General features: G+C 63.8%; 23 protein-coding genes. 13 read left to right on the forward strand and 10 right to left on the reverse strand.

Annotated features, from left to right (window positions below; genetic code table 11):
* The first annotated feature begins 8 nt into the window (after window positions 1–8).
* From BIO17B3_RS10350 to BIO17B3_RS10390, 9 genes are all read left to right on the forward strand, one after another.
* Window positions 9–938 (forward strand): ABC transporter permease subunit, encoded by a 930-nt coding sequence (locus BIO17B3_RS10350; RefSeq protein WP_156053984.1) that lies wholly within the window; start codon window positions 9–11, stop codon window positions 936–938.
* Complete coding sequence (locus BIO17B3_RS10355; RefSeq protein WP_156053985.1) at window positions 935–1,825, forward strand: ABC transporter permease; 891 nt, start codon at window positions 935–937, stop codon at window positions 1,823–1,825. The genes BIO17B3_RS10350 and BIO17B3_RS10355 overlap by 4 nt, the downstream gene beginning before the upstream one ends.
* 76 nt (window positions 1,826–1,901) lie before the next feature.
* Window positions 1,902–3,326, forward strand: coding sequence for a DUF3138 family protein (locus tag BIO17B3_RS10360; RefSeq protein ID WP_156053986.1), 1,425 nt, complete (start codon window positions 1,902–1,904; stop codon window positions 3,324–3,326).
* Window positions 3,327–3,384: 58 nt separating this feature from the next.
* Window positions 3,385–3,750: a cupin domain-containing protein gene (locus tag BIO17B3_RS10365; protein ID WP_156053987.1), complete on the forward strand. Its 366-nt coding sequence runs from the start codon at window positions 3,385–3,387 to the stop codon at window positions 3,748–3,750.
* Window positions 3,751–3,771: 21 nt separating this feature from the next.
* Entirely contained in the window at window positions 3,772–5,283 is a 1,512-nt protein-coding gene (locus BIO17B3_RS10370) for an aldehyde dehydrogenase (protein WP_156053988.1), read from the forward strand.
* Between the two features lie 29 nt (window positions 5,284–5,312).
* Window positions 5,313–6,602 (forward strand): 4-aminobutyrate--2-oxoglutarate transaminase, encoded by a 1,290-nt coding sequence (gabT, locus tag BIO17B3_RS10375; protein ID WP_156053989.1) that lies wholly within the window; start codon window positions 5,313–5,315, stop codon window positions 6,600–6,602.
* An 813-nt stretch (window positions 6,603–7,415) separates the two neighbouring features.
* Window positions 7,416–8,195 carry a slipin family protein gene (locus BIO17B3_RS10380; protein ID WP_172979043.1) on the forward strand — a complete coding sequence of 260 codons (780 nt, stop codon included), beginning with the start codon at window positions 7,416–7,418 and terminating at the stop codon, window positions 8,193–8,195.
* A 77-nt stretch (window positions 8,196–8,272) separates the two neighbouring features.
* Complete coding sequence (locus BIO17B3_RS10385; protein ID WP_156053990.1) at window positions 8,273–8,422, forward strand: hypothetical protein; 150 nt, start codon at window positions 8,273–8,275, stop codon at window positions 8,420–8,422.
* 291 nt (window positions 8,423–8,713) lie between these two features.
* Complete coding sequence (locus tag BIO17B3_RS10390; RefSeq protein WP_156053991.1) at window positions 8,714–17,401, forward strand: glycoside hydrolase family 94 protein; 8,688 nt, start codon at window positions 8,714–8,716, stop codon at window positions 17,399–17,401.
* A gap of 42 nt (window positions 17,402–17,443) precedes the next feature.
* Here BIO17B3_RS10390 and BIO17B3_RS10395 read toward each other — a convergent pair whose 3' ends face one another.
* Window positions 17,444–17,599: a DUF3096 domain-containing protein gene (locus tag BIO17B3_RS10395; RefSeq protein ID WP_013104354.1), complete on the reverse strand. Its 156-nt coding sequence runs from the start codon at window positions 17,597–17,599 to the stop codon at window positions 17,444–17,446.
* A gap of 182 nt (window positions 17,600–17,781) precedes the next feature.
* Between BIO17B3_RS10395 and BIO17B3_RS10400 the strand changes: the two genes are divergently transcribed.
* The 4 genes from BIO17B3_RS10400 (at window position 17,782) to BIO17B3_RS10415 (ending at window position 21,114) form a co-directional block, all read left to right on the forward strand.
* A protein-coding gene (locus tag BIO17B3_RS10400; protein ID WP_156053992.1) for an IS3 family transposase occupies window positions 17,782–18,914 on the forward strand; the annotation gives its coding sequence in 2 pieces (ribosomal slippage) (window positions 17,782–18,037 and window positions 18,037–18,914; 1,134 coding nt in all).
* A gap of 277 nt (window positions 18,915–19,191) precedes the next feature.
* Entirely contained in the window at window positions 19,192–19,539 is a 348-nt protein-coding gene (locus BIO17B3_RS10405; RefSeq protein ID WP_156053993.1) for a hypothetical protein, read from the forward strand.
* Window positions 19,540–19,582: 43 nt separating this feature from the next.
* Window positions 19,583–20,014 carry a universal stress protein gene (locus BIO17B3_RS10410; protein ID WP_156053994.1) on the forward strand — a complete coding sequence of 144 codons (432 nt, stop codon included), beginning with the start codon at window positions 19,583–19,585 and terminating at the stop codon, window positions 20,012–20,014.
* A gap of 236 nt (window positions 20,015–20,250) precedes the next feature.
* Entirely contained in the window at window positions 20,251–21,114 is an 864-nt protein-coding gene (locus BIO17B3_RS10415) for a transglutaminase family protein (RefSeq protein ID WP_156053995.1), read from the forward strand.
* Between the two features lie 39 nt (window positions 21,115–21,153).
* On the opposite strand, the gene BIO17B3_RS10420 is transcribed toward BIO17B3_RS10415, so the two are convergent.
* The 9 genes from BIO17B3_RS10420 to lptC form a co-directional block, all read right to left on the reverse strand.
* Entirely contained in the window at window positions 21,154–21,348 is a 195-nt protein-coding gene (locus tag BIO17B3_RS10420; RefSeq protein WP_156053996.1) for a hypothetical protein, read from the reverse strand.
* Between the two features lie 39 nt (window positions 21,349–21,387).
* Window positions 21,388–21,603, reverse strand: a complete 216-nt coding sequence (locus tag BIO17B3_RS10425; protein ID WP_156053997.1) for a glycine zipper 2TM domain-containing protein — start codon at window positions 21,601–21,603, stop codon at window positions 21,388–21,390.
* A gap of 146 nt (window positions 21,604–21,749) precedes the next feature.
* Complete coding sequence (locus BIO17B3_RS10430) at window positions 21,750–22,061, reverse strand: BON domain-containing protein (RefSeq protein ID WP_156053998.1); 312 nt, start codon at window positions 22,059–22,061, stop codon at window positions 21,750–21,752.
* A gap of 92 nt (window positions 22,062–22,153) precedes the next feature.
* A complete protein-coding gene (locus tag BIO17B3_RS10435) occupies window positions 22,154–22,312 on the reverse strand; it encodes a DUF3309 domain-containing protein (RefSeq protein WP_013104359.1) in 159 nt (52 codons plus the stop codon).
* A gap of 90 nt (window positions 22,313–22,402) precedes the next feature.
* Window positions 22,403–22,621: a CsbD family protein gene (locus BIO17B3_RS10440; RefSeq protein ID WP_156053999.1), complete on the reverse strand. Its 219-nt coding sequence runs from the start codon at window positions 22,619–22,621 to the stop codon at window positions 22,403–22,405.
* A 146-nt stretch (window positions 22,622–22,767) separates the two neighbouring features.
* Window positions 22,768–23,583: a Crp/Fnr family transcriptional regulator gene (locus BIO17B3_RS10445; protein WP_353681923.1), complete on the reverse strand. Its 816-nt coding sequence runs from the start codon at window positions 23,581–23,583 to the stop codon at window positions 22,768–22,770.
* A gap of 144 nt (window positions 23,584–23,727) precedes the next feature.
* Window positions 23,728–24,450, reverse strand: a complete 723-nt coding sequence (locus BIO17B3_RS10450; RefSeq protein WP_156054000.1) for a Crp/Fnr family transcriptional regulator — start codon at window positions 24,448–24,450, stop codon at window positions 23,728–23,730.
* 420 nt (window positions 24,451–24,870) lie between these two features.
* Window positions 24,871–25,722, reverse strand: a complete 852-nt coding sequence (locus tag BIO17B3_RS10455) for an SDR family oxidoreductase (RefSeq protein ID WP_156054001.1) — start codon at window positions 25,720–25,722, stop codon at window positions 24,871–24,873.
* On the reverse strand, window positions 25,719–26,339 hold the full coding sequence (gene lptC, locus BIO17B3_RS10460) for an LPS export ABC transporter periplasmic protein LptC (protein WP_156054002.1): 621 nt from the start codon (window positions 26,337–26,339) through the stop codon (window positions 25,719–25,721). The genes BIO17B3_RS10455 and lptC overlap by 4 nt, the downstream gene beginning before the upstream one ends.
* Between the last annotated feature and the right edge of the window lie 2 nt (window positions 26,340–26,341).

The raw sequence follows: 26,341 nt of genomic DNA on the forward strand, positions 1-26,341 counted from the left end.
AACGCATCATGCCAACAAACAGCGACACCCCCACCCCGCGCAAAGTGCGCAAGCCCTTCAACTGGGGCCGCAAGATCGTGATCGGCATTCCGCAGATCTGGCTGCTGGCCTTTCTGCTGGCGCCTTTTTTCATCCTGCTCAAGATCAGCGTGTCGGGAAGCGATGCGTTGGGTATCGGCTTCGATCCGATCGTCACCTATGTGCATGATGCGCTGCAGGTAAACATTCACTTCTCGCCCTACATGGCGCTGGTGCGCGACAGCCTCTACATCATCACCTATCTGTCGTCGCTGTGGTACGCGTTGATGACCACAGTGCTGTGTCTGGTCATCGGCTATCCGTTTTCCTACTTCATCGCCCGTGCCAAGCCCACAGTACGGCCCGCCCTGCTGATGCTGGTCATGCTGCCGTTCTGGACGTCTTTCCTCATCCGCATCTACGCCTGGAAGAACCTGCTCGACGTCAACGGCCTGGTCAACCAGTTCCTGATGTGGGTCGGCATCATCCACACACCGTTGCGCATGATGTTCACCGAGTTTTCGTTCATGGTCGGCATGGTGTATGGCTACATTCCCTTCATGATTCTGCCGCTCTACGCCACGCTGGTGAAAATGGATCACCGGCTGGTGGAGGCTGCGGCGGATCTGGGCTCCACGCCGTTCAAGACCTTTTGGCTGGTTACCGTGCCGCTGTCCAAGTCGGGCATCATCGCCGGCAGCCTGCTGGTGTTCATTCCGGCGGTGGGCGAATACGTCATTCCCGAACTGCTTGCGGGCCCGTCCACGCTCAACATCGGTAGGGTGATGTGGAATGAGTTCTTCCTCAACCTCGACTGGCAGCGCGCCTCCGCGGTGGCCATTGTGATGATCGTGCTCATCCTGCTGCCGATTGCGGTGTTCAACAAGTACCAGACCAAGAGCCTGGAGGGCGCGCGATGAAAAAGACCGCCGTGCTGCCCCTGACCTGGATGATCCTGGTCTACCTGTTCCTCTACCTGCCCATTGTGGTACTGGTGGTGTATTCGTTCAACGATTCGCGCATGGTCACCCTCTGGGGCGGCTGGACCTTCAAGTGGTACGGCGCGGTGGTGCATGACCATGAAGTTATCAGCGGCTTGATTCTGTCGCTCAAGGTGGCGCTGGCGACGGCCACCACTTCGGTGCTGCTGGGCACATTGGCAGCATTTGCCCTGGTGCGCTATCGCCACTTCGCGGGAAAAAGCCTGCTCAACTTCATGATCAACATCCCGCTGGTCATGCCGACCGTGGTTATCGCGCTGGCACTGCTGTTGTTTTTCGTGACGGTGCAGAAGGCCATGGGGTTTCCGCAGAAGGGGTTTTTCACCATCTTCATCGGCCATACCGTCATGGCCATTTCCTATGCCGCCGTGGTCATCCAGTCGCGCCTGAAGGAAATGGACCGATCAATCGAGGAAGCCGCCATGGACCTAGGCGCGCGCCCTTTCCAGGTGTTCATGTTGGTCACCCTGCCGTCCATTTCGCAGGCCCTGGTGTCGGCCTGGCTGCTGGCGTTCTCGCTGTCGCTCGATGAAGTGGTGATCTCCGCCTTCCTCTCCGGCCCGGGCAGCACCACCTTGCCGGTGGTGATCTTCTCGCGCGCCCGTCTCGGTCTGAGTCCGACCATCAATGTGGTCGGCGCCATTACCGTTTACCTGGTCATCATTGCCGTGGCGGTGAGTAGCCTGCTCATGGCGCGTCGTGAGCGTCAGCGCGCAAAACAGGCCGCGCAGGCCTTGCGCCTGGATGTCGAGCCACAGCCAGCAAGAGAATTCGGCGTCGGATTGATGACCGCCGAGGGGCGATGAACCGTCGCCGGATGAACGGTTTTCTGAGCAAGTGCAGCACCCTGTCAACATCTAAAAACACCTGGAGGACACATTGATGAACAAGTTCAAACTCACCGTGCTGGCGGCCAGCCTGGGGCTTGCCCCACTGGCTCATGCCGACACCAACGCCGACATCCTGAACGAGCTGCAAGCGCTCAAGGCCAAGGTGCAGCAACTCGAAGCGCAGGTCAAGGCGCAGCAAACCCAGATCACTGACAACCAGAAAGCCACTGATGAAGCCACGACGGTTGCGAACCACGCCGACGTGCAGGTGTCAGGCATCAAGGAGGAAACCGAGTCGTCTGGCTTCAAGGGGCTGAAGATCAGCGGCATGATCGCCCCGGCCTATGTCTACAACCAGGATCAGCAGTCCAGTTCATTCGTGTTCCTGAATCGGTCGAATGGCGATCCGAGTGCGTACTCGCTCTACAACTACGACAACTCGTATTTCGGCGGCGCCTACATCCAGTTCCAGAAAAAGACCGCCGGAGGCGTGGGCTGGAACCTGACCCTGGCGCCCGACCGTGGCGCTGGCGTCAACATGAATGGCAACTCCATCATTCACGAAGCTTCGGTGTCCATTCCGGTGAATAACGACACCAAGATCATCGCCGGTCAGATCCCTGACTGGGAAGGCTATGAATACACCTGGGACAACCAGACCAAGACCATCACCCATAATCTGCTGTTCGATTTTGCTGAGCTCACTGCCTATACCGGCGTTGGCATTGACCAGACCGTGGGCGATTGGGAATGGAAGAGCATGATCGCCAACGTCAACTCGCCACGCTATTACTACGGCGGGGACGGTGGTCGTGCGCCAGCGCTGGTGTTCAGGGCGGACTACAGCATTCCGGGTTACGACAGTGCGGGAGTCGGCTTCTGGGGCTTGGTCGGCAAGCTGCCGAATTCGAATGTGGACTTGGCCGATGGCACAACGCCAGTGTCATTGACCGGAACGACAACGGCCCAGATGTTCGAAGTGGACGGCTACCTGAATCAGGGCAACTGGGGCTATTACGGCCAGGCGAGCTTCGGCCAGCAAGCCCAGGCCGCTTACAACAACGGCAAGGCACGTTGGTGGGGTCTGTCGGGGCTGTTGACCTACAACTTCACCCCGCGCTTCCTCGGGTTGGTGCGCGCCGACTACTTGAACAACTCGCACAACGGCGGCGGTCTGGCCGGCGGCTACATGAATTCCAGCAGCGGTGGCGCTGGGCAGACCTTCAATGGCGTCAATGGCTTTGGCCCAGGCTACGTCAACGACGGATCGGGCAACTGGGCTATCGTCGACCCCAACAAGGGCGCCAACCGCTACGCCCTTACCGTGGGCTGGAACTATCTGCTGACCGAGTCGACCACGTTGAAGATGGAGTATCGCTATGACCGCTCCAGCCTCGCTACCTTCTACAACGTGTCGGATGGCAGCTACAAAAAGGACAACAATCTCCTTGCCGCTTCGGTGGTCGTGAGCTTCTGATCTGTCCTTTCGCGGCGGGTGTCTTGCCCGCCGCCTCACTGTTTTTTCCTACTCCATCATGCACCATCCCATCGCCTTCACAACGAACGGGGTGGCGCCCGAAACCGTCGCTTCAGCGCCCGACCGGGTGCTGCGCGGTGACCCGCAGCAACTGGCCTGGAATCACTACACCGACGCCACCGGTCAGTTCTCCGCAGGCATCTGGCAGGGCGAGCCCGGCGCTTGGCGGGTGCGCTACGACCCGCATGAAGAAGAGTTCTGCGTGCTGCTCGAAGGGCATATGACGCTCACCGCAGACGACGGCGCGGCGCAGGAATTCCACGCTGGAGACGCGTTCGTCGTGCCCGGCGGCTTCACCGGTATCTGGGAAAACCATACCCGCGTGCGCAAACACTACGCCATCATGGCGCTCAAAAAGAACTAAACCTTATCCCAGGAGATTCGCATGACCGAGAACTTCAATCGCATCTGGCATCAGCGCGCCGACGATCTGCTCAAGCGCGGTATCGACGGCCGCATGGTGATCGACGGCCGTCGCTGGAACGCGGCAGACGGCAGCCTGTTCGACTGCATCTCGCCCGTTGACGGCAAGGTGATCGCCCGCGTCGCCCGCGGCAAGGCGGCGGACATCGACCGCGCCGTGGCCTCGGCCCGCGCTGCATTCAATGACCGCCGCTGGGCTGGCCAGCCGCCCGCTGCGCGCAAGAAAGTCATGGTGGCTTTCGCCGAGCAACTGCGCTCCGCGCGCGACGAACTCGCGTTGCTCGAAACCCTCGACATGGGCAAGCCGATCAAGAACAGCCTGTCCACCGACGTACCGTCCGCCGCGCGCTGCTTGCAGTGGTTCGGCGAAGCGGTGGACAAAATCTACGACGAAATCGCCCCCACCGGTGACAACGCGTTGGCGCTCATCACGCGCCAGGCCATCGGCGTGGTCGGTGCCATCGTGCCGTGGAACTACCCCATGCTGATGGCCTCGTGGAAGCTGGGGCCCGCGCTGGCCGCGGGCAACAGCGTGGTGCTCAAGCCTTCTGAAAAATCGCCGCTCACCGCGCTGCGTCTGGCCGAACTGGCACTGGAGGCCGGGTTGCCAGAGGGCGTGTTCAACGTGGTGCCGGGCTTCGGCCATGAGGCCGGCGAGGCGCTGGCTCTGCACATGGACGTGGACGCCATCGGCTTTACCGGCTCCACCCGCACCGGCCGCCGCATGCTCGACTATGCCAGCCGCAGCAACTTGAAGCGCGTGTACAACGAACTCGGTGGCAAGTCGGCCAACATTGTCTTCGCCGACTTCGACGATCTCGACCGCGCCGCCGCCACGGCCATTGGCAGCATGTTCTACAACCAGGGCGAGAGCTGCAACGCGCCCTCACGCCTGCTGGTGCAGGACAGCATTGCCGATGCCTTCGTCGAGAAGCTCGCTGCGCTCACTCCGCAATACCACCCGGCCGACCCGCTGGATGCCAGTACCGTGCTCGGCGCGTTGGTCGATGAAACCCAGACGCAGACCGTGCTCGGCTATATCCAGTCGGGCGTGGACGAGGGCGCGCGCTGCGTGGCCGGTGGCTGCCGCGCGCTGCAGGAGACCGGCGGGCAGTACGTCGCCCCGACGGTGTTCGACGGCGTGAAAAACAGCATGAAAATCGCGCAGGAAGAAATCTTCGGCCCGGTGCTGGCGGTCATTCGCTTCAAGACCGAAGCCGAGGCCATCGCCCTGGCCAACGACAGCGCCTACGGCCTGCACGCCGGGGTGTGGTCGCGCAATATCGACCGCGCGGTACGCGTATCTCGCGCGCTGCAGGTGGGCACCGTGCACGTCAACCAGTACGACGAGGACGACATCACCGCGCCCTTCGGCGGCGTCAAGCAGTCGGGCAACGGCCGCGACAAATCACTGCACGCCTTCGACAAATACACCGAACTCAAAACTACCTGGATGCGCATCGATCCGGCCTGACCCCGGACAGTTTTTGAAAAGGACACACCATGAACCACTCACTGAATGAACAACTCCAGGCGCGCCGCGCCGCTGCCACGCCCCGCGGCGTGGGCGTGATGGCCAGCTTCTACGCCGACCGCGCCGAGGGCGCCGAGCTGTGGGACGTCGAAGGCCAGCGCTATATCGACTTCGCCGGCGGCATCGCGGTGATGAACGTCGGCCATCGCCATCCCAAGATCGTCGCCGCGCTGCAGGAGCAACTGCAGCACTTCACCCACACCTGCTATCAGGTCGTGCCGTATGAAAGCTATGTCAGCCTGGCCGAAAAGCTCAACGCCCTCACGCCCGGCAGCCACGCCAAGAAAACCGCGCTGTTCTCCACCGGCGCTGAGGCGGTGGAAAACGCCATCAAGATTGCCCGCGCCTACACCAAGCGCCCAGGGGTGATTGCCTTTGGCGGCGCCTTCCACGGCCGCAGCCTGTTTGCCGTGTCGCTCACCGGAAAAGTGCAGCCCTACAAGGCCGGCTTCGGCCCCTTTCCGCCCGAGATCTATCACGCTCCGTTTCCCTGCCACTGCGCCAGCCTCGACGAGACGAAAAAGGCGGTGGAACTGCTGTTCAAGGCCGACATCGAGCCCGCGCGCGTGGCCGCAATCATCTTCGAGCCGATCCAGGGCGAGGGTGGCTTCAACGTCATTCAGGCCGAGGCGGTGAAGTGGCTGCGCGCGCTGTGCGACCAGCACGGCATCGTGCTCATCGCCGACGAGGTGCAGACCGGCTTCGGCCGCACCGGCAAGCTGTTCGCGATGGAACACTTTTTCGAGCAGACCGGCGTGCTGCCCGACCTCATGACCATCGCCAAATCGCTGGCCTCGGGCATGCCGCTGTCGGCGGTGACCGGCCGCGCCGAGATCATGGACGCCCCGGCCCCCGGCGGGCTGGGAGGCACCTACGCGGGCAACCCGATGGCGGTGGCCGCCGCGCACGCCGTGATCGACGTGATGCACGACGAGCAACTCCCGGCGCGCGGCCAGCGGCTGGGCGATCAGCTCAAGGCCCGGCTCGAAAGCCTGCGCGCGCAAGTGCCGCAGATCAGCGATGTGCGCGGCCTGGGCGCCATGATTGCGGTGCAGTTCAACGACCCCGCCTCTGGCAAACCGGACGCGGCCTATACCAAGGCCGTGCAGGCCGAGGCGCTCAGGCGCGGCCTCATCCTGCTGACCTGCGGCGTGGACTACAACGTGGTGCGCTTCCTGTTCCCGCTGACGATTTCAGACGCCGTGTTCGCCGAGGCGCTCGACATCCTCGAAGCGTCGCTGCTAGCGGCCAAGGGTTAAGGCCTGTTCACGCTATGTATGCACCCGCCTGGGGGCAACCCTTCGGGCCGGGGGGCTGGGCGGCGCACTGCCACGTTGCCGTCCGCTTGCGGTGCAACACACTACGGCGCGGCCTGCGCCTCGCATTGCCTCCGCCCAGACCCCCGGCGTGGGTGCATCAATAGCGTTAACAGGCCCTAGTGCCAGGGCCGCGATGCGGCGATGGACAAACCGAGCGACCCGCTATCCATCGCCGACGCCCGGGCCGCGCAGGGCGCGCAAGATCTGTCCGCACTGAGCCAGATTGCAGTGGAGTAGATCGCTGCGCTGCAACCACTCGAGTGGTGCAGCGATCTGGCGCAGATTTCCCCTTGGGAATATGCGCAATATGCCGAGCGATTTTGATCTGAGCTCCAGCAAGGCCAGACCCGGCTGACTTCTTCAGGCCGCGCCCTGAGCCAGCCTGTGTGAACGTTGGGCGCGCGATCACCGTTGCGCATCAGCGTTTTTGCGAACGCCTGAATCGACAAACGCCGGCCAGACCCCGGCACGCCGGAACACTTCTCCATCACAGCGTGAGCAATCCGCCATCTGCGTTTTTTGCGGGTCTGTACGCAAACGTACAGACCCGCAAAGGCTTTTGGCCTACGTTGCAACAACAGTTCCAAGGCAGCGCCCTGCGCTCTTTGGAACGACTGTTCTGCTGAGGGTCCAGATCCTCGAAAAGCCGTCAAAAAAGCGCCTGCAATTCAGCTGATCTCTGGCCGTGCAAGGGTTCGGCTCGACGGCTTCTGCGCCACTTGGTAGCCACTTTCTCAAGTTGCCAGCGCCGCCATGTCCAACATTCCCATCCAGTCTCCACTGTTCCTCCTCCTGGCCGTTCTGGCGCTGTTTCTGGCCTCGTCCCTCAAGATCATCTACGAATACCAGCGGGCCGTGGTGTTCCAGCTCGGTCGCTTCCAGCGGGTCAAAGGGCCCGGGCTGATTCTCGTGATCCCCGTGTTGCAGCGCATGGCCCGAATGGATTTGCGCACCGTGGTGCACGAGGTGCCATCGCAGGACGTGATCTCGCGGGACAACGTGTCCGTCAAGGTGGATGCGGTGCTGTATTTCCGCATCGTCGATCCAGAAAAGGCCTTTATCCAGGTGGAAGATTTTTTCTCCGCAACCAGCAAGCTGGCGCAAACCACCTTGCGCGCGGTGCTGGGCAAGCACGACCTGGATGAAATGCTGTCCGAGCGCAGCAAGATCAATGCCGATATTCAGGCCATTCTGGACGCCCAGACCGAGGCCTGGGGCATCAAGGTCAGCGTGGTGGAGATCCGAAATATCGAACTGACCGAAGACATGGTGCGCGCCATCGCCAAGCAGGCGGAGGCTGAACGCGACCGCCGCGCCAAGGTGATTCATGCCGACGCTGAATTCCAGGCCGCGCAGACGCTGGTGAATGCGGCGGCCATTCTGGCGTCGGCGCCCGGCGGCATGCAGCTGCGCTATTTGCAAACGCTGTCGGAAATTGGCACCGAGAAAAATTCCACGGTCATCTTCCCGATGCCGATCGATCTGATCAAACCGATTCTGCAGATCATTGAAAAAGTCGCGGATCAGCACTGATCCGCCGCCATCCTGCCTTGCGCGCTGTGTCCCAGCAGGCGCAATGCCCTTCTTGTTGATCCAACCGAAAGCCCGCCATGCCCAGCAAATCTCCCACCCGCCCCATTGATGCAAACAGCCAGCCCGCGATTCCGCAGATGAAGGCCACAGGCCAAAAGCGCAGTTTGGTGCGCGGCAAGTCCACCCGCAAGAAAAATCCGGGCAAACGCTCCCACCATGGAGGCTGACGCGATGCGTGCAACGCAGTGCACGGCGTTGAAGGCTGAGAGAGCCGGCGTCCAGGTGCGGCCGCTGCAAGCCGGTTGCGGGGCCGCCTTTCATCGTCGTGGCGCGAGGTCACTTCACCGGCGCCTCATGAGAAAACGTAGGGCCGCCCCAAGTTTTCTTGTCCACCTTGCGGCTTGCAAGCTGCTCGGATTCGGCTCCGTCCAAGCTGCCGCAGGGCAGCTTGGAGCCGCGGGCCTCATCCCCCTCGGGGGGCCTGACGCGAATGCGGCAGGTCTGGGGGTGCTCTCATCTTGAAATTCTGGGCTCTTCACGCCAAACCCCATTGGCCGCAACTGGGTAGTCGACTGCTGCGCCCGGCCATCTTTCGCCCGGCACAGGTGGACGAACCCGTGCTGCGCTCGGATTTGCTCAGCGCCGATCAGATGGAGCAGCATGGCGTGGTGCTGGCCGCACGGCATCAGGCCTCCATGCGGCCGCAGAACAATGCCTTGCTCACCCGGCTTGCCGACAACGCGGACACGCTGGCGCATGCCAGCACGGTGCTGACGCAGGCGGTGTACCAGGGGCATCGCATCACACCGGCAGCGGAGTGGCTGCTCGATAACGATTACCTGATCGAGGAGCAGATTCGCACAGCGCAGCGCGACCTGCCCAAGGGCTACAGCCGTGAGCTGCCGTGGCTGATCAACGGCCCTTCGGCCAACCTGCCGCGGGTCTATGACATTGCGCTGGAAACCATCGTCCACGCCGATGGCCGCCTGGACGGCGAAAGCCTGCGCCGCTTCGTCGCCGCCTACCAGACGGTGACGCCGCTCAAGCTGGGCGAGCTGTGGGCCGTTCCGATCATGCTGCGACTGGGGCTGATCGAGAATCTGCGCCGGGTCGCGGTGCGGGTGATGGCCGAATGGGGCGACCGCAACGTGGCCGGGCAGTGGGCCGATCGCATGGCCGAAGTCGCCGAGAGCGACCCCAAGAGCGTGGTGCTCGCCGTGGCCGACATGGCGCGCTCGGGTCCGCCCATGGCCTGCTCCTTTGTGGCCGAACTCACGCGGCGGCTTCAAGGCCAGGGGCCCGCACTGGCGCTGGCGTTGACCTGGGTGGAGCAGGCGCTGTCGGAATCCGGGCACAACATCGAGCGGCTGGTACAGCTCGAAGCCCAGCAGCAGGCCGCTGATCAGGTGACCATCGGCAACAGCATCGGCAGTCTGCGTACGCTGTCCAGCATGGACTGGCGCACCTTCGTCGAGTCCATGAGTCATGTGGAGCAGGTCTTGCGCCAAGACCCGGCAGGCATCTATGCCGCGATGGACTTCACTACCCGCGACCACTACCGCCATGTGGTGGAACGCCTGGCCAAGCGCACCACCCGCAGTGAAGGCGAAGTGGCCCGCGCTGCGGTTGATCTGGCGAGTCACACCGCGCCGGGCGCGACCGAGCAGCCGTCGCAGAGCCACGTCGGTTACTTTCTCATCGACCGCGGACTGGCCGCGCTAGAACAGCGTGTGGCCGCGCAAGATTCGGCCCGCGACGCGCTGCGGCGGTTCGCCCTGCGCGCGCCCCTCACCCTGTACCTCGGCTCGGTTTTGCTGTTGCTGGCTCTGCTGGCGCAGCCTCTTCTGCGTGTCGTGCAGCGCAATGGCCTGCATGGCTGGGAATTCTTGGCTATCGCTGTTGCGGTGGGGTTGATCAGCAGCCAGCTGGCCATCAGCCTGGTGAACTGGCTGCTGTCCATCGTGGTGTTGCCGCGCATCCTGCCTCGGCTCGATTTTTCCACGGGCCTACCGCCCGAGGTGCGCACCCTGGTGGTGATTCCAGCCATGCTCAGCAGTGCGCAGGACGTGGAGGCCCTGGCCGATGCGCTCGAGGTGCGCTTCCTGGCCAATCGCGACCCGCATCTGCACTTCGCCCTGCTCACCGATTTTGTCGATGCCCAGAGTGAAGTGCTGGAGACCGACGCGGCGCTGCTGCAACAGGCCACCGAGCGCATCGACGCGCTCAACGCCAGCCACCCCGACGCACAGGCCGACCGTTTCTTTCTGCTGCACCGGCCGCGCCGCTGGAATGCGACCGACAAGGTGTGGATGGGTTACGAGCGCAAGCGCGGCAAGCTGACCGAGCTCAACGGTCTGCTGCGCGGCGCAGGCGGCACGCGGTTTATGCAGATCGTGGGCCGCATCGAAGTGCTCACCGAGGTCAAGTACGTCATCACCCTGGATACCGATACGCAGTTGCCGCGCGACGCCGCGCGCCAGTTCATCGGCGCCATGGCGCACCCGCTCAATCGGCCGGTGATCGACACCGCCACGCAGCGCGTCATCGCCGGGCACGCCATCCTGCAACCGCGCGTGGGTATCAGCCTGCCCAGCGCGGCGCGCTCGATGTACGCGCGATTCTTCGGCAGCGACGCCGGTATCGACCCCTACACCAGTGCGGTGTCAGACCTTTACCAGGACCTGTTCGGCGAAGGCTCGTTCATCGGCAAGGGCATTTACGACGTCGATGCGTTCGAGCAAGTTCTGGCGAATCGCTTCGCCGAGAACAGCATCCTCAGCCACGATCTGGTGGAGGGCTGCTTCGCCCGCTCTGGCCTGATCAGCGACGTGCAGTTGTTCGAAGACTATCCGTCGCGGTATGGCAGCGACGTGAACCGCCGCCATCGCTGGATTCGCGGCGACTGGCAGTTGCTGCCGTGGGTTCTGCCTTGGGTGCGTACGCCACAGCGCCTGCGCACGCGCAACCCGCTGTCGGCCTTGTCGCGCTGGAAGATCCTTGACAACCTGCGACGCAGTCTGGTGCCCGCCGCGCTGCTGGCGCTGCTGCTGCTCGGCTGGTTTGTCATCACGCAGACCGCGGCGTGGACCTTGGCTGTGCTCGCCGTGGTGGTCGTGCCGCCGCTGCTGGCGCTGCAACTCGATCTGTTCATCAAGCCGCGTGACGTGCTGCTCGGCCAGCACCTGCGCCTGGCGCTACGCAGCATGGGCCAGCATGCCACGCATGTCCTGCTCACCCTGGCTTGGCTGCCGCATGAGGCGCTCTACAGCTTCGACGCCATTGTGCGCACGCTGTGGCGCATGGCCGTCACGCGGCGCCTGTTGCTGCAGTGGAACCCGTCGCAGGCGGTGGAGCGCAGCGTCAGCACCACGCTGGCCGCCACGTTCAAGTCGATGGCGATCGGGCCGCTGCTGGGGCTGCTGGTCGCGGGCGCGTTGGCGCTGCTGCGGCCCGGCGCGCTGCTGGTGGCTGCGCCCTTGCTGCTGCTGTGGCTGGCCTCGCCCGCCATGGCCTGGCGCATCAGCCAGCCGCCGGTCATGCAGACCTTCATGCCCACGCCTGAAGCCCAGCGGCTTCTGCGGCGGCTTGCGCGCAAGACCTGGGCGTTTTTCGAAGCCCATGTCGGCACGCTGGACCACGGCCTGCCGCCGGACAATTTTCAGGAGCAACCGGCCCCGGTGGTTGCGCACCGCACCTCGCCCACCAATATGGGGCTGGCGCTGCTGGCAAATCTGGCGGCCTACGACCTCGGTTACATCGGCATCGGTCGGCTGTTGCGGCGCACCGATCAAACCTTGCAGACCCTGCAGGGCCTGCAACGCTACCGCGGGCATTTCTACAACTGGTACGACACCCTCACCCTGCAGCCGCTGGCGCCGCGCTACATCTCAGCGGTGGACAGCGGCAATCTCGCCGGGCATCTGTTGACCCTGCGCCCCGGCCTGCTGGCGCTGGCGGATGATCCGCTGTTCGATGCGCGCCTGCTGCAAGGCCTGGACGACACCCTCGCATTGCTCGAAGAAGCTTTGCAAGACCGCGACCACAGCGGCGCTGCGCTGGCACCGTTCCGCCAGGCCCTCGACGCTGCGCTGGCCAGTCCGCCGCGCACGCTGGCGGCTGCCGTGGCCTGCCTGCAAGGCTTACTGGCCGCAGCGGACGCGCTCGCGCTCGACACCGAGCCGGCCACGCCCGATGCGTTGGAAGCCGCCGGCGCCACGACCCTCAGCGATGTCGCCTTCTGGCTGCAGGCGCTGCGCGCGCAATGCCGCGATGCCAGCGCCACACTGCAGCCGTTTTCGGCCTGGACGCCATTGCCGCAGGACGGCGAAGCGCAGGCCATGCCAACCCTGCGCCAGCTGGTGCAGGCCAGCAGCGCCGCGCCGCACGCTGTGCAGCAGCGCGCCGCAGACCTGCTGCAGACCATCGAACAACTGGCGCAGCAGGCGGGTGCCATGGCGCTGATGGACTACAGCTTTCTCTACGACAGTCAGCGTGACTTGCTGTCGATTGGCTACAACGTCGATGAGCGCCGGCTCGACGCCGGGTTTTACGACCTGCTGGCCTCGGAAGCGCGGCTCACCAACTTTGTCGCCATCGCGCAGGAACAATTGCCGCAGGACAGCTGGTTTGCGCTGGGACGCTTGCTCACCAGCAGTGGCGGCGAGCCAGTGTTGTTGTCGTGGTCTGGCTCGATGTTTGAATATCTGATGCCGCTGCTGGTGATGCCCAATGTGCCCGGCACCCTGCTCGATCAGACCTGCCAGGCCGCAGTGGCACGGCAGATTGAATACGGCCAACAGCTGGGTCTGCCCTGGGGCGTCTCCGAGTCGGGCTACAACACGCAGGACACGCAGTTCAACTACCAGTACCGCGCCTTTGGCGTGCCGGGGCTGGGCCTCAAACGCGGCCTGAGTGAAGAGCGGGTGGTGGCGCCCTATGCCTCGGCCCTGGCGTTGATGATCGACCCGGCTGCCGCCTGCGTCAACCTGCAACGCCTGGCCGACGCCGGGGTGGAAGGCCGCTACGGCCTGTACGAAGCGGTGGACTACACCCCGGCACGCCTGCCGCGCGGCCAGGACTCTGTCGTGGTGCGCTCGTTCATGGCGCATCACCAGGGTATGAGCCTGCTCGCGCTTGACCATCTGTTGCAGCAGCGCCCGATGCAGCGCCGCTTCGAGTCCGACCCCAGCCTGCGCGCCACCTTGCTGCTACTGCAGGAGCGCGTGCCAAAAACCGCGGCGGAATATCGCCATGCCACCGCCGCTGCTTCGCCGCAGGCGCTCACGCGCGTGGCGGAAACCAGCTTGCGCGTCTTCACCGATCCGGACCGCGCCCGGCCCGCCGTGCAGCTGCTCTCGAATGGGCGCTATCACGCCATGGTCAGCAGTGCGGGCGGTGGCTACAGCCGCCATCGCGACATGGCGGTGACGCGCTGGCGCGAAGACATCAGCCGCGATGATGCCGGCACGTTTTGCTATCTGCGCGATGTCAGCAGCGCCGCGTACTGGTCGAGTGCGCATCACCCGGCTCGCCGCACGCTCAAGTCCTACGAGGCGATTTTCTCCGACGCTCGCGCCGAGTTCCGCACACGCACACCAGACTTCGACACCCACACCGAGATCGCGGTGTCGCCGGAAGACGATGTCGAACTGCGCCGCCTGCGCGTGACCAACCGCAGCCGCAGCCGCCGCACGATCGAGATCACCACCTATGCCGAAGTGGTGCTGGCGCCCGCGCTGGCCGACGCCATGCACCCGGCCTTCAGCAAGCTGTTTGTGCAGACCGAACTGGTGCGCCCGCTGCAGGCCATCGTCTGCACCCGGCGTGCACGCTCAAGTGCCGAAGCGGTGCCGTGGATGTGCCATCTTCTGGCTGTGCACGACGCCCACATTGACGAAATTTCTTACGAAACCGATCGCGCCCGATTCATTGGCCGTGGCCGCAGCACGTCAGATCCGCAGGCGATGGACAGCATCAGCCAGCGTCCCCGCAACCTGTCCAACAGCGCAGGCTCGGTGCTCGACCCCATCGTCGCCATCCGCTGCCGTATCACACTTGAGCCCGAGCAATCGGCGCTGGTGGACATGGTGACCGGCGTGGGCGACAGCCGCGACGCCTGCCTGCAACTCATCGAAAAATTCCGCGACCGTCATCTGGCCGACCGGGTGTTCGACCTCGCGTGGACGCATAGCCAGGTGATGCTGCGCCAACTCAACAGCAGCCAGGTCGATGCGCAGCTCTACGAAGACTTGGCATCCTGCCTGCTCTATGCCCATGCATCACTGCGCGCCGACGCCGGCACCCTGCGCGCCAACCGGCGCGGTCAGTCGGGCTTATGGGGCCAGGCCATTTCCGGCGACCTGCCCATCGTGTTGCTGCACATTGCCGACCCGGCGAACATCGAACTGGTTCGGCAACTGGTGCAGGCGCACGCCTACTGGCGCCTCAAAGGCTTGGCGGTTGACTTGGTGATCTGGAACGAGGACAACGCCGGTTACCGCCAGCAATTGCAGGATCAGATCATGGGGCTGATTTCATCGGGCGTGGAAGCCAGTCTGATCGACCGCCCTGGCGGCATTTTCGTGCGTCCGGCGCAGCAGATTTCCAACGAAGACCGCATTCTGGTGCAGTCCGCCGCGCGCGTGATCTTGAGCGATAGCCGCGGATCGCTGGCCGAGCAGGTCGGGCGCCGGCGCCTGCACAAGCTGCCGGAGGCCTTCATCCCCTCGCGCCCGCGACTGGCCGAATCGACGCGTGCGGACAACGTGGTCGCGGAGACTGACACGGCCGCCCAACCTGTGCTGCTGGGCAACCGCTTCGGCGGCTTCAGCGCCGATGGCCGCGAGTATGTGATCGACCTGGCGGCGGGACAGAACACCCCCGCGCCGTGGGCCAACGTGCTGGCCAATGGGCAGTTCGGCACGGTGATCTCGGAGAGCGGCGGCGCCTACACCTGGGGCGAGAACGCGCACGAATTCCGCCTCACGCCCTGGCACAACGACCCGGTGACCGACGCCAGCGGCGAAGCCCTGTATGTGCGCGACGAAGAGAGCGGCCATTCCTGGTCGCCCACGCCATTGCCCCGGCGTGGCCAAGGCGCATATCGCACCCGCCACGGCTTTGGCTACAGCGTGTTCGAGCACAGCGAAGACGGCATCCGCACCGAGTTGTGGGTGTATGTGGCGCTGGACGCGGCGGTGAAGTTCTCGGTGCTGAAGGTGCGCAATGTCTCCGGACGCGCGCGCCGCCTGTCGGCCACCGGCTATGTCGAATGGGTGCTCGGAGATCTGCGCGAGAAAACCGCCATGCATGTGGTCACCGAGTCCGACCCGGTGACCGGTGCCCTGTTCGCGCGCAATGCCTACAACACCGAATTCGCCGGTCGCGTGGCGTTTTTCGATGTCGACAACCCGGCGCGCAGCGTGACCGGCGACCGCAGTGAATTCATCGGCCGCAACGGCACCCTGCGCGACCCGGCGGCGCTGCGCAACGCGCGGTTATCCGGGCAAGTCGGCGCGGCGCTGGACCCCTGCGCGGCCATCCAGATTTCCTTCGATCTGGGCGCGGGCGACACGCGAGAAATCATTTTCCGCCTGGGCGTGGCCGAGAGCCCCAAGGCCGCCAGCGCGCTGGTGCAGCGCTGTCGCGGACTGGGCACGGCGGCCACCACGCTCGACGCCGTACGCGAGCACTGGCGCAGCACGCTGGGCGCGGTGCAGGTGCGCACGCCCGACCCGGCGCTCGACGTGCTGGTCAACGGCTGGCTGTTGTATCAGGTGATCGCCTGCCGCTTTCTCGCGCGCAGCGGCTACTACCAGTCGGGCGGCGCCATCGGCTTCCGCGACCAGTTGCAGGACGCCATGGCGATGATCCACGCCCAGCCCGATGCGGTGCGCCAGCATCTGCTGCTATGCGCGGCGCACCAGTTCAGCCAAGGCGACGTGCAGCACTGGTGGCATCCGCCGCTGGGCCGCGGCGTGCGCACCCGCTGCTCCGACGATTACCTGTGGCTGCCGCTATGCGTGAGCCGCTATGTGCAGATCACCGGCGACCAAACCGTGCTCGACGAGACTGCGTCCTACCTCGAAGGCCGCGCCGTCAACGCCGACGAAGAAGCCTATTACGACCGTGCCACACGCTCGGAGCTGCGGGAGTCGCTGTACCAGCATTGCGTGCGCGCCATCGAGCACAGCATGCCGCGCGGCGCGCACGGCCTGCCGCTGATGGGCACGGGCGACTGGAACGACGGCATGAACCGCGTGGGCGACCACGGCCGTGGCGAAAGCGTCTGGCTCGGCTTTTTCTTGCATGAGGTACTGCAGCGCTTCGTGCCACTGGCGCAGTCGCGCGGCGACGCCGACTTCGCTGCGCGCTGCGTTGACGCCGCGGCGGCGCTGCGCGCCAGCCTCGACCAGCATGGCTGGGATGGCGCCTGGTATCGCCGCGCCTACTTCGACGATGGCACGCCGCTGGGTTCGGTTGGGAGTGCGGAATGCCAGATCGACGCCATCGCGCAGAGCTGGGCCGTGCTGTCCGGCGCCGCCGATGCAGACCGCCAGCGGCAGGCGATGGACGCGCTCGACCAGCGTCTGGTGCGCCGCGATGCCGGGCTGGTGCAATTGCTCGACCCACCGTTCGACCAGACCCTGCTCGACCCCGGCTACATCAAAGGGTATGTGCCCGGCGTGCGCGAGAACGGCGGCCAGTACACGCACGCCGCGGTCTGGGCGGCGATGGCCTTCGCCGAACTCGGCGACGCCACCCGTGCCTGGGAGTTGCTGGACATGATCAATCCAGTGCACCACGCGCGCAGCGCCGCCGACATCGAGCGCTACAAGGTCGAGCCCTATGTCATGACCGCTGACGTCTACGCCGCCCCGCAGCATGTCGGGCGCGGCGGATGGAGCTGGTACACCGGCTCGGCTGGCTGGATGTACCGCCTGATCGTGGAATCACTGCTCGGCCTGCGCCGCGAGGGCGGACACTTGCATCTCGCCCCGGTGCTACCGGCTGACTGGCCTGGGTTTGAGCTGGATTACCGCTACGGCAGCACGCTGTATTGCATCCGTGTCGGGCGGACGCTGTCGTCTACCAACCCCGCAGAGGTCACAGCCCAGATCCTGCTCGATGGCGTGGTGCAGTCTGCAGCGAGCATCGCTTTGCTGGACGATGGCCGCAGCCATCAGGTCGAGCTACGGCTGGCATAAGGTCATTGAGCATCCTGGGCCGCGCAGCATCGCGCGGGCTGTTCAATGCAACTGCAGGCCGCCAGTGCCAAAGATCCCGATGAGTCCGATGAGAATCAGGTAGACCGCCACGATGTAGTTCAGAAGGCGGGGCATGGCGAGGATCAGGACACCGGCAACCAGGGAAACCAGCGGGCCAATACTGAGATGGAGATTCATATGCGTCCTTGTGGCCGCGTCGGAGTGCGCAGGCATGACCATGAAGTTAGCCTTCCAGGCGTCTGCCGTCTGTGCGCTAGCGAACGTCAGCGCTTTGAATGGCTTCGCCCGAGCTGACCTGCCCCCCGTCAGCCGTACCACGGTGAAGTTCGTGGAGTCCATCACGATGGAGAATGATGGACATGAAGACGAGTCGATTCAGCGAAGAGCAGATCATTGGGTTTCTCCGGCAGGCCGAGGCTGGCGTTTCGGTCAAGGAGGTGTGCCGCACCGGCGGCTTCAGCGACGCGACGTTCTACAAGTGGCGCGCCAAGTTCGGCGGCATGGAGGCATCCGAAGCGACGCGGCTGCGTGCACTGGAGTCGGAGAACGCCAAGCTGAAGAAGCTGCTGGCCGAGGCGCACCTGGACATGCACGCGCTCAAGAGCGTTCTCGGGGTAAAACGCTAGCCCCACGGGTCAAACGCGAGGCCATTGGCAAGATGATCAGCGAGCATCATTTGTCCGAGCGCCGAGCGTGCTGCCTCGTGGGGCTCAGCAGAGATAGCTATCGCCATGCGCCCCAGCAGGATGCGCTCAACACGGCACTGCACGGCAAGATCGTTGAGATCGCGCATGTCCGGCGGCGGTTCGGGTATCGGCGCATCCACGACCTGCTGCGCCCCGCATTTCCGGGCATCAACCATAAGCGGGTGTATCGGCTGTACAGCCAGGCCAACCTGGCTGTGCGCAAGCGCAAGAAGGTCCAGCGCGCGGCGGCCGAGCGCGTGCCGCTGCAACTGGCCAAAACGGTCAACGAGGTGTGGAGCATGGATTTTGTCAGCGACAGTTTGGCCAACGGCCGACGGTTGAAGTGCCTGACCGTGGCCGACGACTTCAGCCATGAATGTGTGGACATTGCGGTCGACTACGGCATTTCCGGTGCCTACGTGACGCGCCTGCTCGATCAAGCCGCCCAATTTCGCGGCTACCCCGCAGCCGTCCGAACCGACAACGGACCGGAATTCACCAGTCAGGCATTCATGGCCTGGGCCACGAGTCGCGGCGTGCGCCACATCCTGATCGCACCGGGCAAGCCGACGCAGAATGGGTTCATCGAGAGCTTCAACGGCAAGTTCCGCGACGAGTGCCTCAACGAGCAATGGTTCGAGACGCTGCACCAAGCCAGAGTGACCATTGCTGAATGGCGCCGCGACTTCAACGAGGTGCGGCCCCACAGCAGTCTGGGTCGGATACCTCCGGCGCGATTCGCCGAGCAGCATCGCCAGCGCGCTGGCGATGCTGCTCACCCCGCAACCCCCAACGAGGTGAATTAACCTTGCAACCCGGACTCCTGACTTAACGTTGGTACGGCGCGAGGGGGCAGGTCAGAGCGACGCATTGACGCACTGCAGCGTGCGCTGGCGTACAGACATCCGCGCAACGCAGACCTAAAGTCTGTAGCTTCCATGCTTCCTGAAGCTGAATCATTCCGCGATGCAAGCCGCAGGAAGCCGCCTGAGCCAAGAGCCCATTGACATGACCAGACCTCGCACTGCAGCGACCCGCGCTTTTCTTCAAAAATGCGCGGTACTTTTTTCCGGAGCGCCATGGATGCTCAGCGGAGCCCAGGCGCAGATGCCAACCCCGCCGGCCCCTGTGCATGTCGGCAGTCATCTGTGCGGTGGAGTAGGCGATAGCAGTTTGACGCAATTGCAATCAAGGGCTACCGACTACAACCTGGGTTTCTGGATGGTCGGCGGGCCGAGTGGAGCCTATCTGGCGGATGTGCCAATCGAGATCCGGTCCGGCCGCCAGACGGTGGCCAGCTTCACCGCGGATGGCCCCCTGTGCTACGTCAAACTGCCCGGGGGTCGTTACACAGTGACCGGAACGCATAACGGCCAGACCCGCAGCGTCCAGGTGCAGAGCGGAAGCATGAACAACTATTTGCGCTGGTAGGTTTTGCGCCAGCCATCAACCGCAACACGCCGCGTCGCCCGCCATGCCATCAAAAATTCTTGTTCCCCTGGATGCAAGCGAGACCGCACAAGCCGCAGCAGCGCATGCCATCGGCCTGGCGCGGCAGCAATCCGCTGACTTGCGCTTTCTTGCGGTTGTGGACTTCGGCAGCTTCGTTGCCTTTGAGCCCAACGCCATGGCGCAACTGAACAACGATGTCCGGCAGATGCTTGACGGCTGGATGCAGCAGGCCATGGACGTTGGGCTGCACGCCAGCACAGTCATCGCTGAAACCAGCCCCGAGGTTGCGGATATCGCCCATGCCATCGTGGCGGAGGCGCAGTCGTGGGGATCTGATCTGATCGTGTTCGGCAGTCATGGGCACAACGGGCTTCATCATCTGCTCAAGGACAGCGTGACGGATGGTGTCGCTCACCTGAGCAGCATTCCCGTGTTGCGGGTGCAGAAGGCATAAGCCGAGCACATGTGCCGCCCTGCGCCCTGCAGGCATGCAGCAGTTCGCCGACGCTGCGCTTCCGCATTTTTTCGTTTGTGTTTGACGCTGCAGAAGCCTGTCGCCACGTTGGCCTGGCCCTGTGCTTGCTTGAGCGTAGCCAGGATTGATTGCCGCAGCTGGCATTCATGACGGATCCAACTCTCTGGACCGACCGCAATCCTCCGTACAACGCATCCCTTTCAAGGCATTCCACCATGATCCATCTGCGTCTCACATTGGAGTTGAACTACGAGGTGTTCGAGCCTGGTTGCGACTTCATTTTCAATATTCATGCGGCCCATACCGAGCAGCAGTGCGTTCTGGAGGAATATCTGAACCTGAGCCAGAACATTGCCCCCACGGTGGAACTTAACCGTGAAACCGGCAGCCGCATCATGCGGCTGCATGCTGGCGCTGGCGCCTTTCAGGTGCGCTATGGCGCAACGGTTCAATTGCGACACCATGTGGCCAACCCGGCGCAGATTGAAGAAGTTGCGGTGGCACAGTTGCCGGCGGATGTGCTTGGCTTTCTTTATCCCAGTCGCTATTGTCAGTCCGACCGGCTGTACAAATTGGCCATGCGGGAGTTTGGCCAGTTGCCCACTGGTTATCGCCGCGCCAAGGCCATTCGTGACTGGGTTGAGTTTCGCACGACCTTCGCACAAAACACCTCGAACTCCAACACCTCGGCCATCGACACCTTGGTCGCGACCGAAGGGGTGTGCCGCGACTTCGCGCATCTGATGATTGCGCTGTGCCGGGCCAGCAATATCCCGGCACGCTTCACCACAGGCATTGATTACGGCGCCGACCCCATCCTCGGCCCCACGGACTTTCATGCCTATGTGGAGGTCTATCTGGGCGGACGCTGGTACATCTTCGACCCCTCAGGCACCGCCATTCCCATGGGCTTTGTGCGCTTTGGCTCAGGGCGAGACGCCGCAGATGTAGCGTTCGCCACCATCTTCGGCCCGGTGCGCGGCTCCGCGCCCATCATCACCATTGAGGCGATTGCCAACAACGAAGGCCAGCTGATCATCCCCTACCACTGTGCCGAGGCGCTGTCGACAGACGGTTGAACCAACCGCCAGCCCGTCAGCACGTGGTACCGCCAGCGCTTACGGGCTTTTTTGGGCCTCGTTTTGCAGGCTCTGACCAGCTTTTTGGATTTGCTCGCCGGCCTTCGCCGCGCCCTGGTCTATGGCCTTGCCAGCTTTTTCTGCCGGGCCCTCTGGTTTTTGACAGCCGTAGAGCACCACCATCAGAAGGCTGATGGCGACGATTGTTGCGGGCCGTTTGAAAGATCGGTTCATGGCGTTTCCTCGTTGTGGGGGTCTGTCAAACAATATGGCTTACTTGCCGATTTCATGCCCGATCACGCCGCCCACCGCGGCGCCACCGACCGTCCCGATTCCGCTCCCGCCCGACAGCACGGCGCCGCCCACTGCGCCAACGCCCGCACCGATCGCGGTGCTTTTATCCTGCGACGACATCCCCGCACAGCCGCCCAGAGCCAGCAAGAACATGGCAGCGGCAACCGAGGGGAGAATTCTTTGTTTGATGTTCATGATGCGACCTTTTGAATGGGTTGGAAAAAACAGCGCACGTCGCCCCGGTGAGGCGACGCACGCATTGGAGGGGGATCAGGCGCCTGTGCGATGGCCTACAACGCCGCTGCCCAGGATCGATTCCCCTCGCGGCGCGACTCGCCTGTTTACTTCAGGCTCATGTTGTCCTGAACCGCCTTCACGCCGTCCACTTTGCGTGCAAGGGCGACCGCTCTCAGCTCCTCTTCGCGTGTGCCGACAAAGCCGCTGAGTTGCACCACGCCCTTGAAGGTCACCACCTTGATTTCGAACAGCTTGAGCTGCGGGTCGCCAAAAATCGCGGCCTTGACCTTGGTCGTGATGGCCGTGTCGTCAATGTACTGGCCCGTGCTGTCGTGCCGATCTGTGGCCGCACAGCCTGTAAAACTGACCAATGACGCCGCCAGCATGACGGCATAAAGCACTTTGTGGGATCGCATGATGCATTCCTTTGAAATAAACCGAGTGTCCCCGAAGGCGTGTTGCCAAGGGGTGGATGTTTGATGGCGCAATGGCGCAGGCGTATGAACGCTTACATGCGCCCTGTGAGAAAGAGGATCAGCACCACGATCACAATGAAGCCAAGAATGCCGCTGGGAAAGTACCCCCAGCTGCGGCTGTGGGGCCAGCTTGGAAATGCGCCGATCAACATCAGAATCAGGATGATCAGCAGAATGGTGCCTAACGACATGGTCATACTCCTCGTGTGCAGCGATGGGCGTGATGACTCTCGACCGACCGCTTTGCTTCAGGGCTGTGCAAGGTCAGATTGACCCCAGGCTCAGATTGCGGGACCGTCGTCTTTGCAGTGCTTCTGCCAGGCGGCGAGCTGCTGCTCCGCTTCGTCCTTGGTGATGCCATAGGACTCCTGGATCTTTCCGGCGAGTTGCTCGCGTTTGCCGTCGATCTCGGTCAGCTGATCGTCAGTGAGCTTGCCCCATTGCGCTTTGGCCTGACCCTTGATCTGCTTCCAGTTGCCTTCGATACGTTCCCAGTTCATGTTCAATCCTTCAAGTGATGGGGCCGTTGCCCCGGTTCATGTCGCTTCGGCATCGCGTTGCATTTCTGCGATGTCGTGGCATGCACTGAAGGTATCGAACTGCAAGCAAGGTGTCTGTGCGCTAACGAACATGCAAGACCGTTTTTTCACGCGAAGTCGGGTTCTGCGCGCTCCGGGGCCTTGTCTTGCATTGAAGCGTCGTAAATCCGCTGATCCAGCGCATAGCAGCTGCATGCCCTGGATTGCAGGGCGATGCGATTCACCACCCGGAGATCACCGCGGTGGTACGCAATCAAGCCGCTGCGCTGCAACTCTCCCGCCGCCACCGTCACGCCAACACGCCGAACGCCCAGCATCTGGGCGAGATCTTCGTGCGTGACATGAAACGTGTCGGCGTGGGCGCGGTCCTGGCTCATCAACAGCTGACGTGCCAGCCGAGCTTCGATCAGATGAAAGCGTTGACACGACACGGCTGCTGCGCGTTGCGCCAGCAACACATAGACATAGCGGTGCAGACCCTGACGCAGCGCCGGGCTTTGCGCCAGCGCCTCTTGCAACGCACTTTGCTCGATTCTCCACGCCGCCCCGGAACCTCGCACCAACGCGAGCAGCGGGGTGGTCGTCACGCCGAGTGCCAGCTCTGCGCCCAGCATGCCTTCGCGTCCCACCATTCCCACTTCCAGCGGCGCCTGCGCGCCTGTCTGCTGCAGCAGCGAGACATATCCGTTGACTGGGAAGTAGGCATGCGCGGTCTGCTGGCCTGGCGCGCCCAGCATGGCGGCAAAGACCAGATCAACCGGCTCGCATCGCTTCAGTAAACGACGCTGTTCGATGCGAGGCAGGCGTTGAATGAGCGCATTCTGAGCGGTGAACAAAAAGGCTTTCGTGAACAGCACATCCAACGCATGCCGTGATGCAGCCCAGACCGGGCCGTGCGTGGCGTCTGGAACCGATGCCGACACGATGCGCCCAAATCTTCGCGGTGTCCGTTTGCTGCCGCACATAGCGATCGGCAGATCGTGCGGCCCGGCTTGCATCAACCATCAGCGCGCCCAGCAGCCGTGCGCCAGTTTTTGCGCAACGAGGGCGCGATGTGGCCTGGGCGATCAGATGGCCAACGTGGCCGGAAGCAGCCGGTCGTACTCCGCCTTCACCACCGCGTAGCACTCGCAACTGCGTTGCTCCAGCCCACCCCGGTTGAGCACCTTGATACGGCCGCGTGCATAGTCAATCAACCCTGCCCGCTGAAGGCTGAGCGCTGCCTCGGTGACCCCTTCGCGGCGAACCCCGAGCATGTTGGAGATGAGTTCCTGCGTCATGACCAGATCGTTGCCGTCAAGCCGGTCCAGGCTCAGCAGCAGCCAGCGGCAGAGTTGCTGGTCCAGCGAATGATGCCGGTTGCACACGGCAGTCTGCGACATTTGCGTGATAAGCGCCTGCGTGTAGCGCAACAGCAGATGCAGCACCGGCCCGGCGCGATTGAATTCAGTCTGCATGCCCGAAGCGCGCAGCCGATACCCCTCGCCTGCACTTTGCACCACCGCACGGTTGGTGGTGGATTGGCCACCCATGAAGAGCGAGACGCCGACAAGCCCTTCCCGACCGACCACTGCAATTTCGGCGGAGGCGCCGTTTTCCAGCACGTACAACAGGGAGACGATGGCGGTCGTCGGAAAGTAAACGTGGCTTTGCAGGCCGCCCGCCTCGTAGAGCACCTGCCCCAGTTCAAGCTTCACCCGTTCAAGTTGCGGCTTCCAGCGCAACCATTCCGCATCGGGAAGCGAGGCCAGCAGTTGATTGAGCTTCGGGTCGTCTGCGATTGGGCGCATGTCATTCTCCGGGAGGTGCGTCATTGATCCGTTGGGCCAGGACATCACGCCTGGAGCGACTCGCCAGGCTGGAAGCAACCCCGTGAACTCTCACGGAGAAGGGAGGCGTTGATGCAGGCAAGTTGATTGGCCAAGCGAGATGAAGCGCCGAGTTTTATTCCCTGCAACACGACACCGCCATTGTCGCCGACCCGCCCCGCGCAGCGGTCAGGACACTCGGCACGGCACGTCGATGGCGCTGGCTGGGGCGCTGGCTATAGGGCGCTGACTTTTCCGCTGTGGGTCTACGGCGCGGTGAAAATCGGTATTCCGCCCCGCCGCAGGTGTTCGTGCTGAGCACGCTGATTTGTCGCCGGCCTGCTGCTTGCGGGCGTGAACTGGTGGGCGCTCGCCGTAGCCCGTGAACGGGCCCCGCGCTTCTTATTTGCCGCCGCGACGCATGCGGTTGCGCCGGGTCATCGCCTGGCAGGGTTCGCAGTCGTCCTTGCGGGCCTTGCGGCCGTAGCGCCCGGCGTAATGGTCGAACACGGCGCGCGGCACGACATGCAGGAATTTGCCCAGCCACCCCATCTGCCACGGAATGGTGACGTAGGCGCGACCTGCGTCGATGGCGGGCAGGGCGTGACGAGCGAACTCGGCGGGTGAAATGAGAAAGGGCATGCGAAAGCGATTGCCCGCCGTCATGGGCGTTTCGATATAGCCGGGGCTGAGGGTGACGACTTTCACGCCGCTGGGCCGCAGTTCCACGCGCAGGCTTTCGAGCGAGCGGATGAGGGCGGCCTTGCTGGCGCAATAGGCGGCGTGGCAGGGCAGGCCGCGAATCCCGGCCACGCTGGCGATACCCACCAAGGTGCCGCTGCCGCGTGCGCGCATCGGCGCGATAAAGGGCGCCAGGGTGGCGAGCGCGGCGGCCCAGTTGATGTCCATGATGTCGATGGCCACGTCGAGATCGTCGGCTTGCGACAGATCGACGCCGTGGCTGATGCCCGCATTGGCAATGACCACCTGCGGGCAGCCCCATTCGCGCAGCAGGGTGTCGGCCTCAAGGCGCAGGCGGTCGGTGTCGCGCACATCGGCGGCGATGAGCCGCACGCGGGCCGCATCAGTCGGGTCGAGATGGGCATCGCGTGCGACTTGCTCCAGCAACTCGGCGCGGCGGGCGATCAACACCAGCCGCCAGCCGCGAGCGGCATAAGCCGCAGCCAGCGCTGCGCCGATGCCGCTGGACGCGCCGGTGAGCAGCACGATGGGTGCGGGCGATGCGGCGGTCATGGCGTGGCTCCCGGCGGGGTCTGGCCCGGCACGATGACGGCTTTCACCCGCCCCTGCAGCGATGCAGTGCCCGCAATGCCGTTGAAATCCACCGCATTGCCGGAAAAAACGGTCTGCCCCTGCTGCACCACCGTGGGCCGGTTCGACTGCACGATCTGCTGGTTGGGGAAGATGTTGAGAAACTCGCTGCGCACGATCAGCGGGGCCTGATGGGGCACGCCGCTGCGCTCCACCACGGCCTGGCCGAGCAGCTGCACATTGCTGCCGTCTTTGTTGGACAGGCCGCGCAGCGCGCTGGCCGTGGTGACGATGCCCTGGGGGTTGACCGCGCGCAGCTGCGGCGACGTGATGTCGAAGGTGTCGGAGGCGGGCAGGTGCACCATCTGCGTGCCGCGCAAAACGGCGCTGAGCTGTCCCTGGGCGTTGTAGCTCGCCGCAGAAAATCCGCGCAGCAGATAGTCGGGCAGGTCGGAATGCGCCGCGCCGATTCGGGGATTTTGCTCGGCGCGCATCACCACCTGCGCCACCCACCAACTGAACGCGGCGGCAAGCGCCAGCAGCAGGACGGGCGTCCAGGCGCTGAGGCGGAGCCAGAACTGGCGCGGGTTGATTCTCATGT

Source organism: Thiomonas sp. OC7, from assembly GCF_900634595.1.
GTDB lineage: Bacteria > Pseudomonadota > Gammaproteobacteria > Burkholderiales > Burkholderiaceae_C > Thiomonas > Thiomonas arsenitoxydans.

Excerpts from the sequence above, each read along its gene's own strand:
- BIO17B3_RS10350 (WP_156053984.1), top strand. The coding sequence starts at position 9 with ATGCCAACAAACAGCGACACCCCCACCCCGCGCAAAGTGCGCAAGCCC.
- BIO17B3_RS10355 (WP_156053985.1), top strand. The coding sequence starts at position 935 with ATGAAAAAGACCGCCGTGCTGCCCCTGACCTGGATGATCCTGGTCTAC.
- BIO17B3_RS10360 (WP_156053986.1), top strand. The coding sequence starts at position 1,902 with ATGAACAAGTTCAAACTCACCGTGCTGGCGGCCAGCCTGGGGCTTGCC.
- BIO17B3_RS10365 (WP_156053987.1), top strand. The coding sequence starts at position 3,385 with ATGCACCATCCCATCGCCTTCACAACGAACGGGGTGGCGCCCGAAACC.
- BIO17B3_RS10370 (WP_156053988.1), top strand. The coding sequence starts at position 3,772 with ATGACCGAGAACTTCAATCGCATCTGGCATCAGCGCGCCGACGATCTG.
- gabT (WP_156053989.1), top strand. The coding sequence starts at position 5,313 with ATGAACCACTCACTGAATGAACAACTCCAGGCGCGCCGCGCCGCTGCC.
- BIO17B3_RS10380 (WP_172979043.1), top strand. The coding sequence starts at position 7,416 with ATGTCCAACATTCCCATCCAGTCTCCACTGTTCCTCCTCCTGGCCGTT.
- BIO17B3_RS10385 (WP_156053990.1), top strand. The coding sequence starts at position 8,273 with ATGCCCAGCAAATCTCCCACCCGCCCCATTGATGCAAACAGCCAGCCC.
- BIO17B3_RS10395 (WP_013104354.1), bottom strand. The coding sequence starts at position 17,599 with ATGAATCTCCATCTCAGTATTGGCCCGCTGGTTTCCCTGGTTGCCGGT.
- BIO17B3_RS10405 (WP_156053993.1), top strand. The coding sequence starts at position 19,192 with ATGCTCAGCGGAGCCCAGGCGCAGATGCCAACCCCGCCGGCCCCTGTG.
- BIO17B3_RS10410 (WP_156053994.1), top strand. The coding sequence starts at position 19,583 with ATGCCATCAAAAATTCTTGTTCCCCTGGATGCAAGCGAGACCGCACAA.
- BIO17B3_RS10415 (WP_156053995.1), top strand. The coding sequence starts at position 20,251 with ATGATCCATCTGCGTCTCACATTGGAGTTGAACTACGAGGTGTTCGAG.
- BIO17B3_RS10420 (WP_156053996.1), bottom strand. The coding sequence starts at position 21,348 with ATGAACCGATCTTTCAAACGGCCCGCAACAATCGTCGCCATCAGCCTT.
- BIO17B3_RS10425 (WP_156053997.1), bottom strand. The coding sequence starts at position 21,603 with ATGAACATCAAACAAAGAATTCTCCCCTCGGTTGCCGCTGCCATGTTC.
- BIO17B3_RS10430 (WP_156053998.1), bottom strand. The coding sequence starts at position 22,061 with ATGCGATCCCACAAAGTGCTTTATGCCGTCATGCTGGCGGCGTCATTG.
- BIO17B3_RS10435 (WP_013104359.1), bottom strand. The coding sequence starts at position 22,312 with ATGTCGTTAGGCACCATTCTGCTGATCATCCTGATTCTGATGTTGATC.
- BIO17B3_RS10440 (WP_156053999.1), bottom strand. The coding sequence starts at position 22,621 with ATGAACTGGGAACGTATCGAAGGCAACTGGAAGCAGATCAAGGGTCAG.
- BIO17B3_RS10450 (WP_156054000.1), bottom strand. The coding sequence starts at position 24,450 with ATGCGCCCAATCGCAGACGACCCGAAGCTCAATCAACTGCTGGCCTCG.
- BIO17B3_RS10455 (WP_156054001.1), bottom strand. The coding sequence starts at position 25,722 with ATGACCGCCGCATCGCCCGCACCCATCGTGCTGCTCACCGGCGCGTCC.
- lptC (WP_156054002.1), bottom strand. The coding sequence starts at position 26,339 with ATGAGAATCAACCCGCGCCAGTTCTGGCTCCGCCTCAGCGCCTGGACG.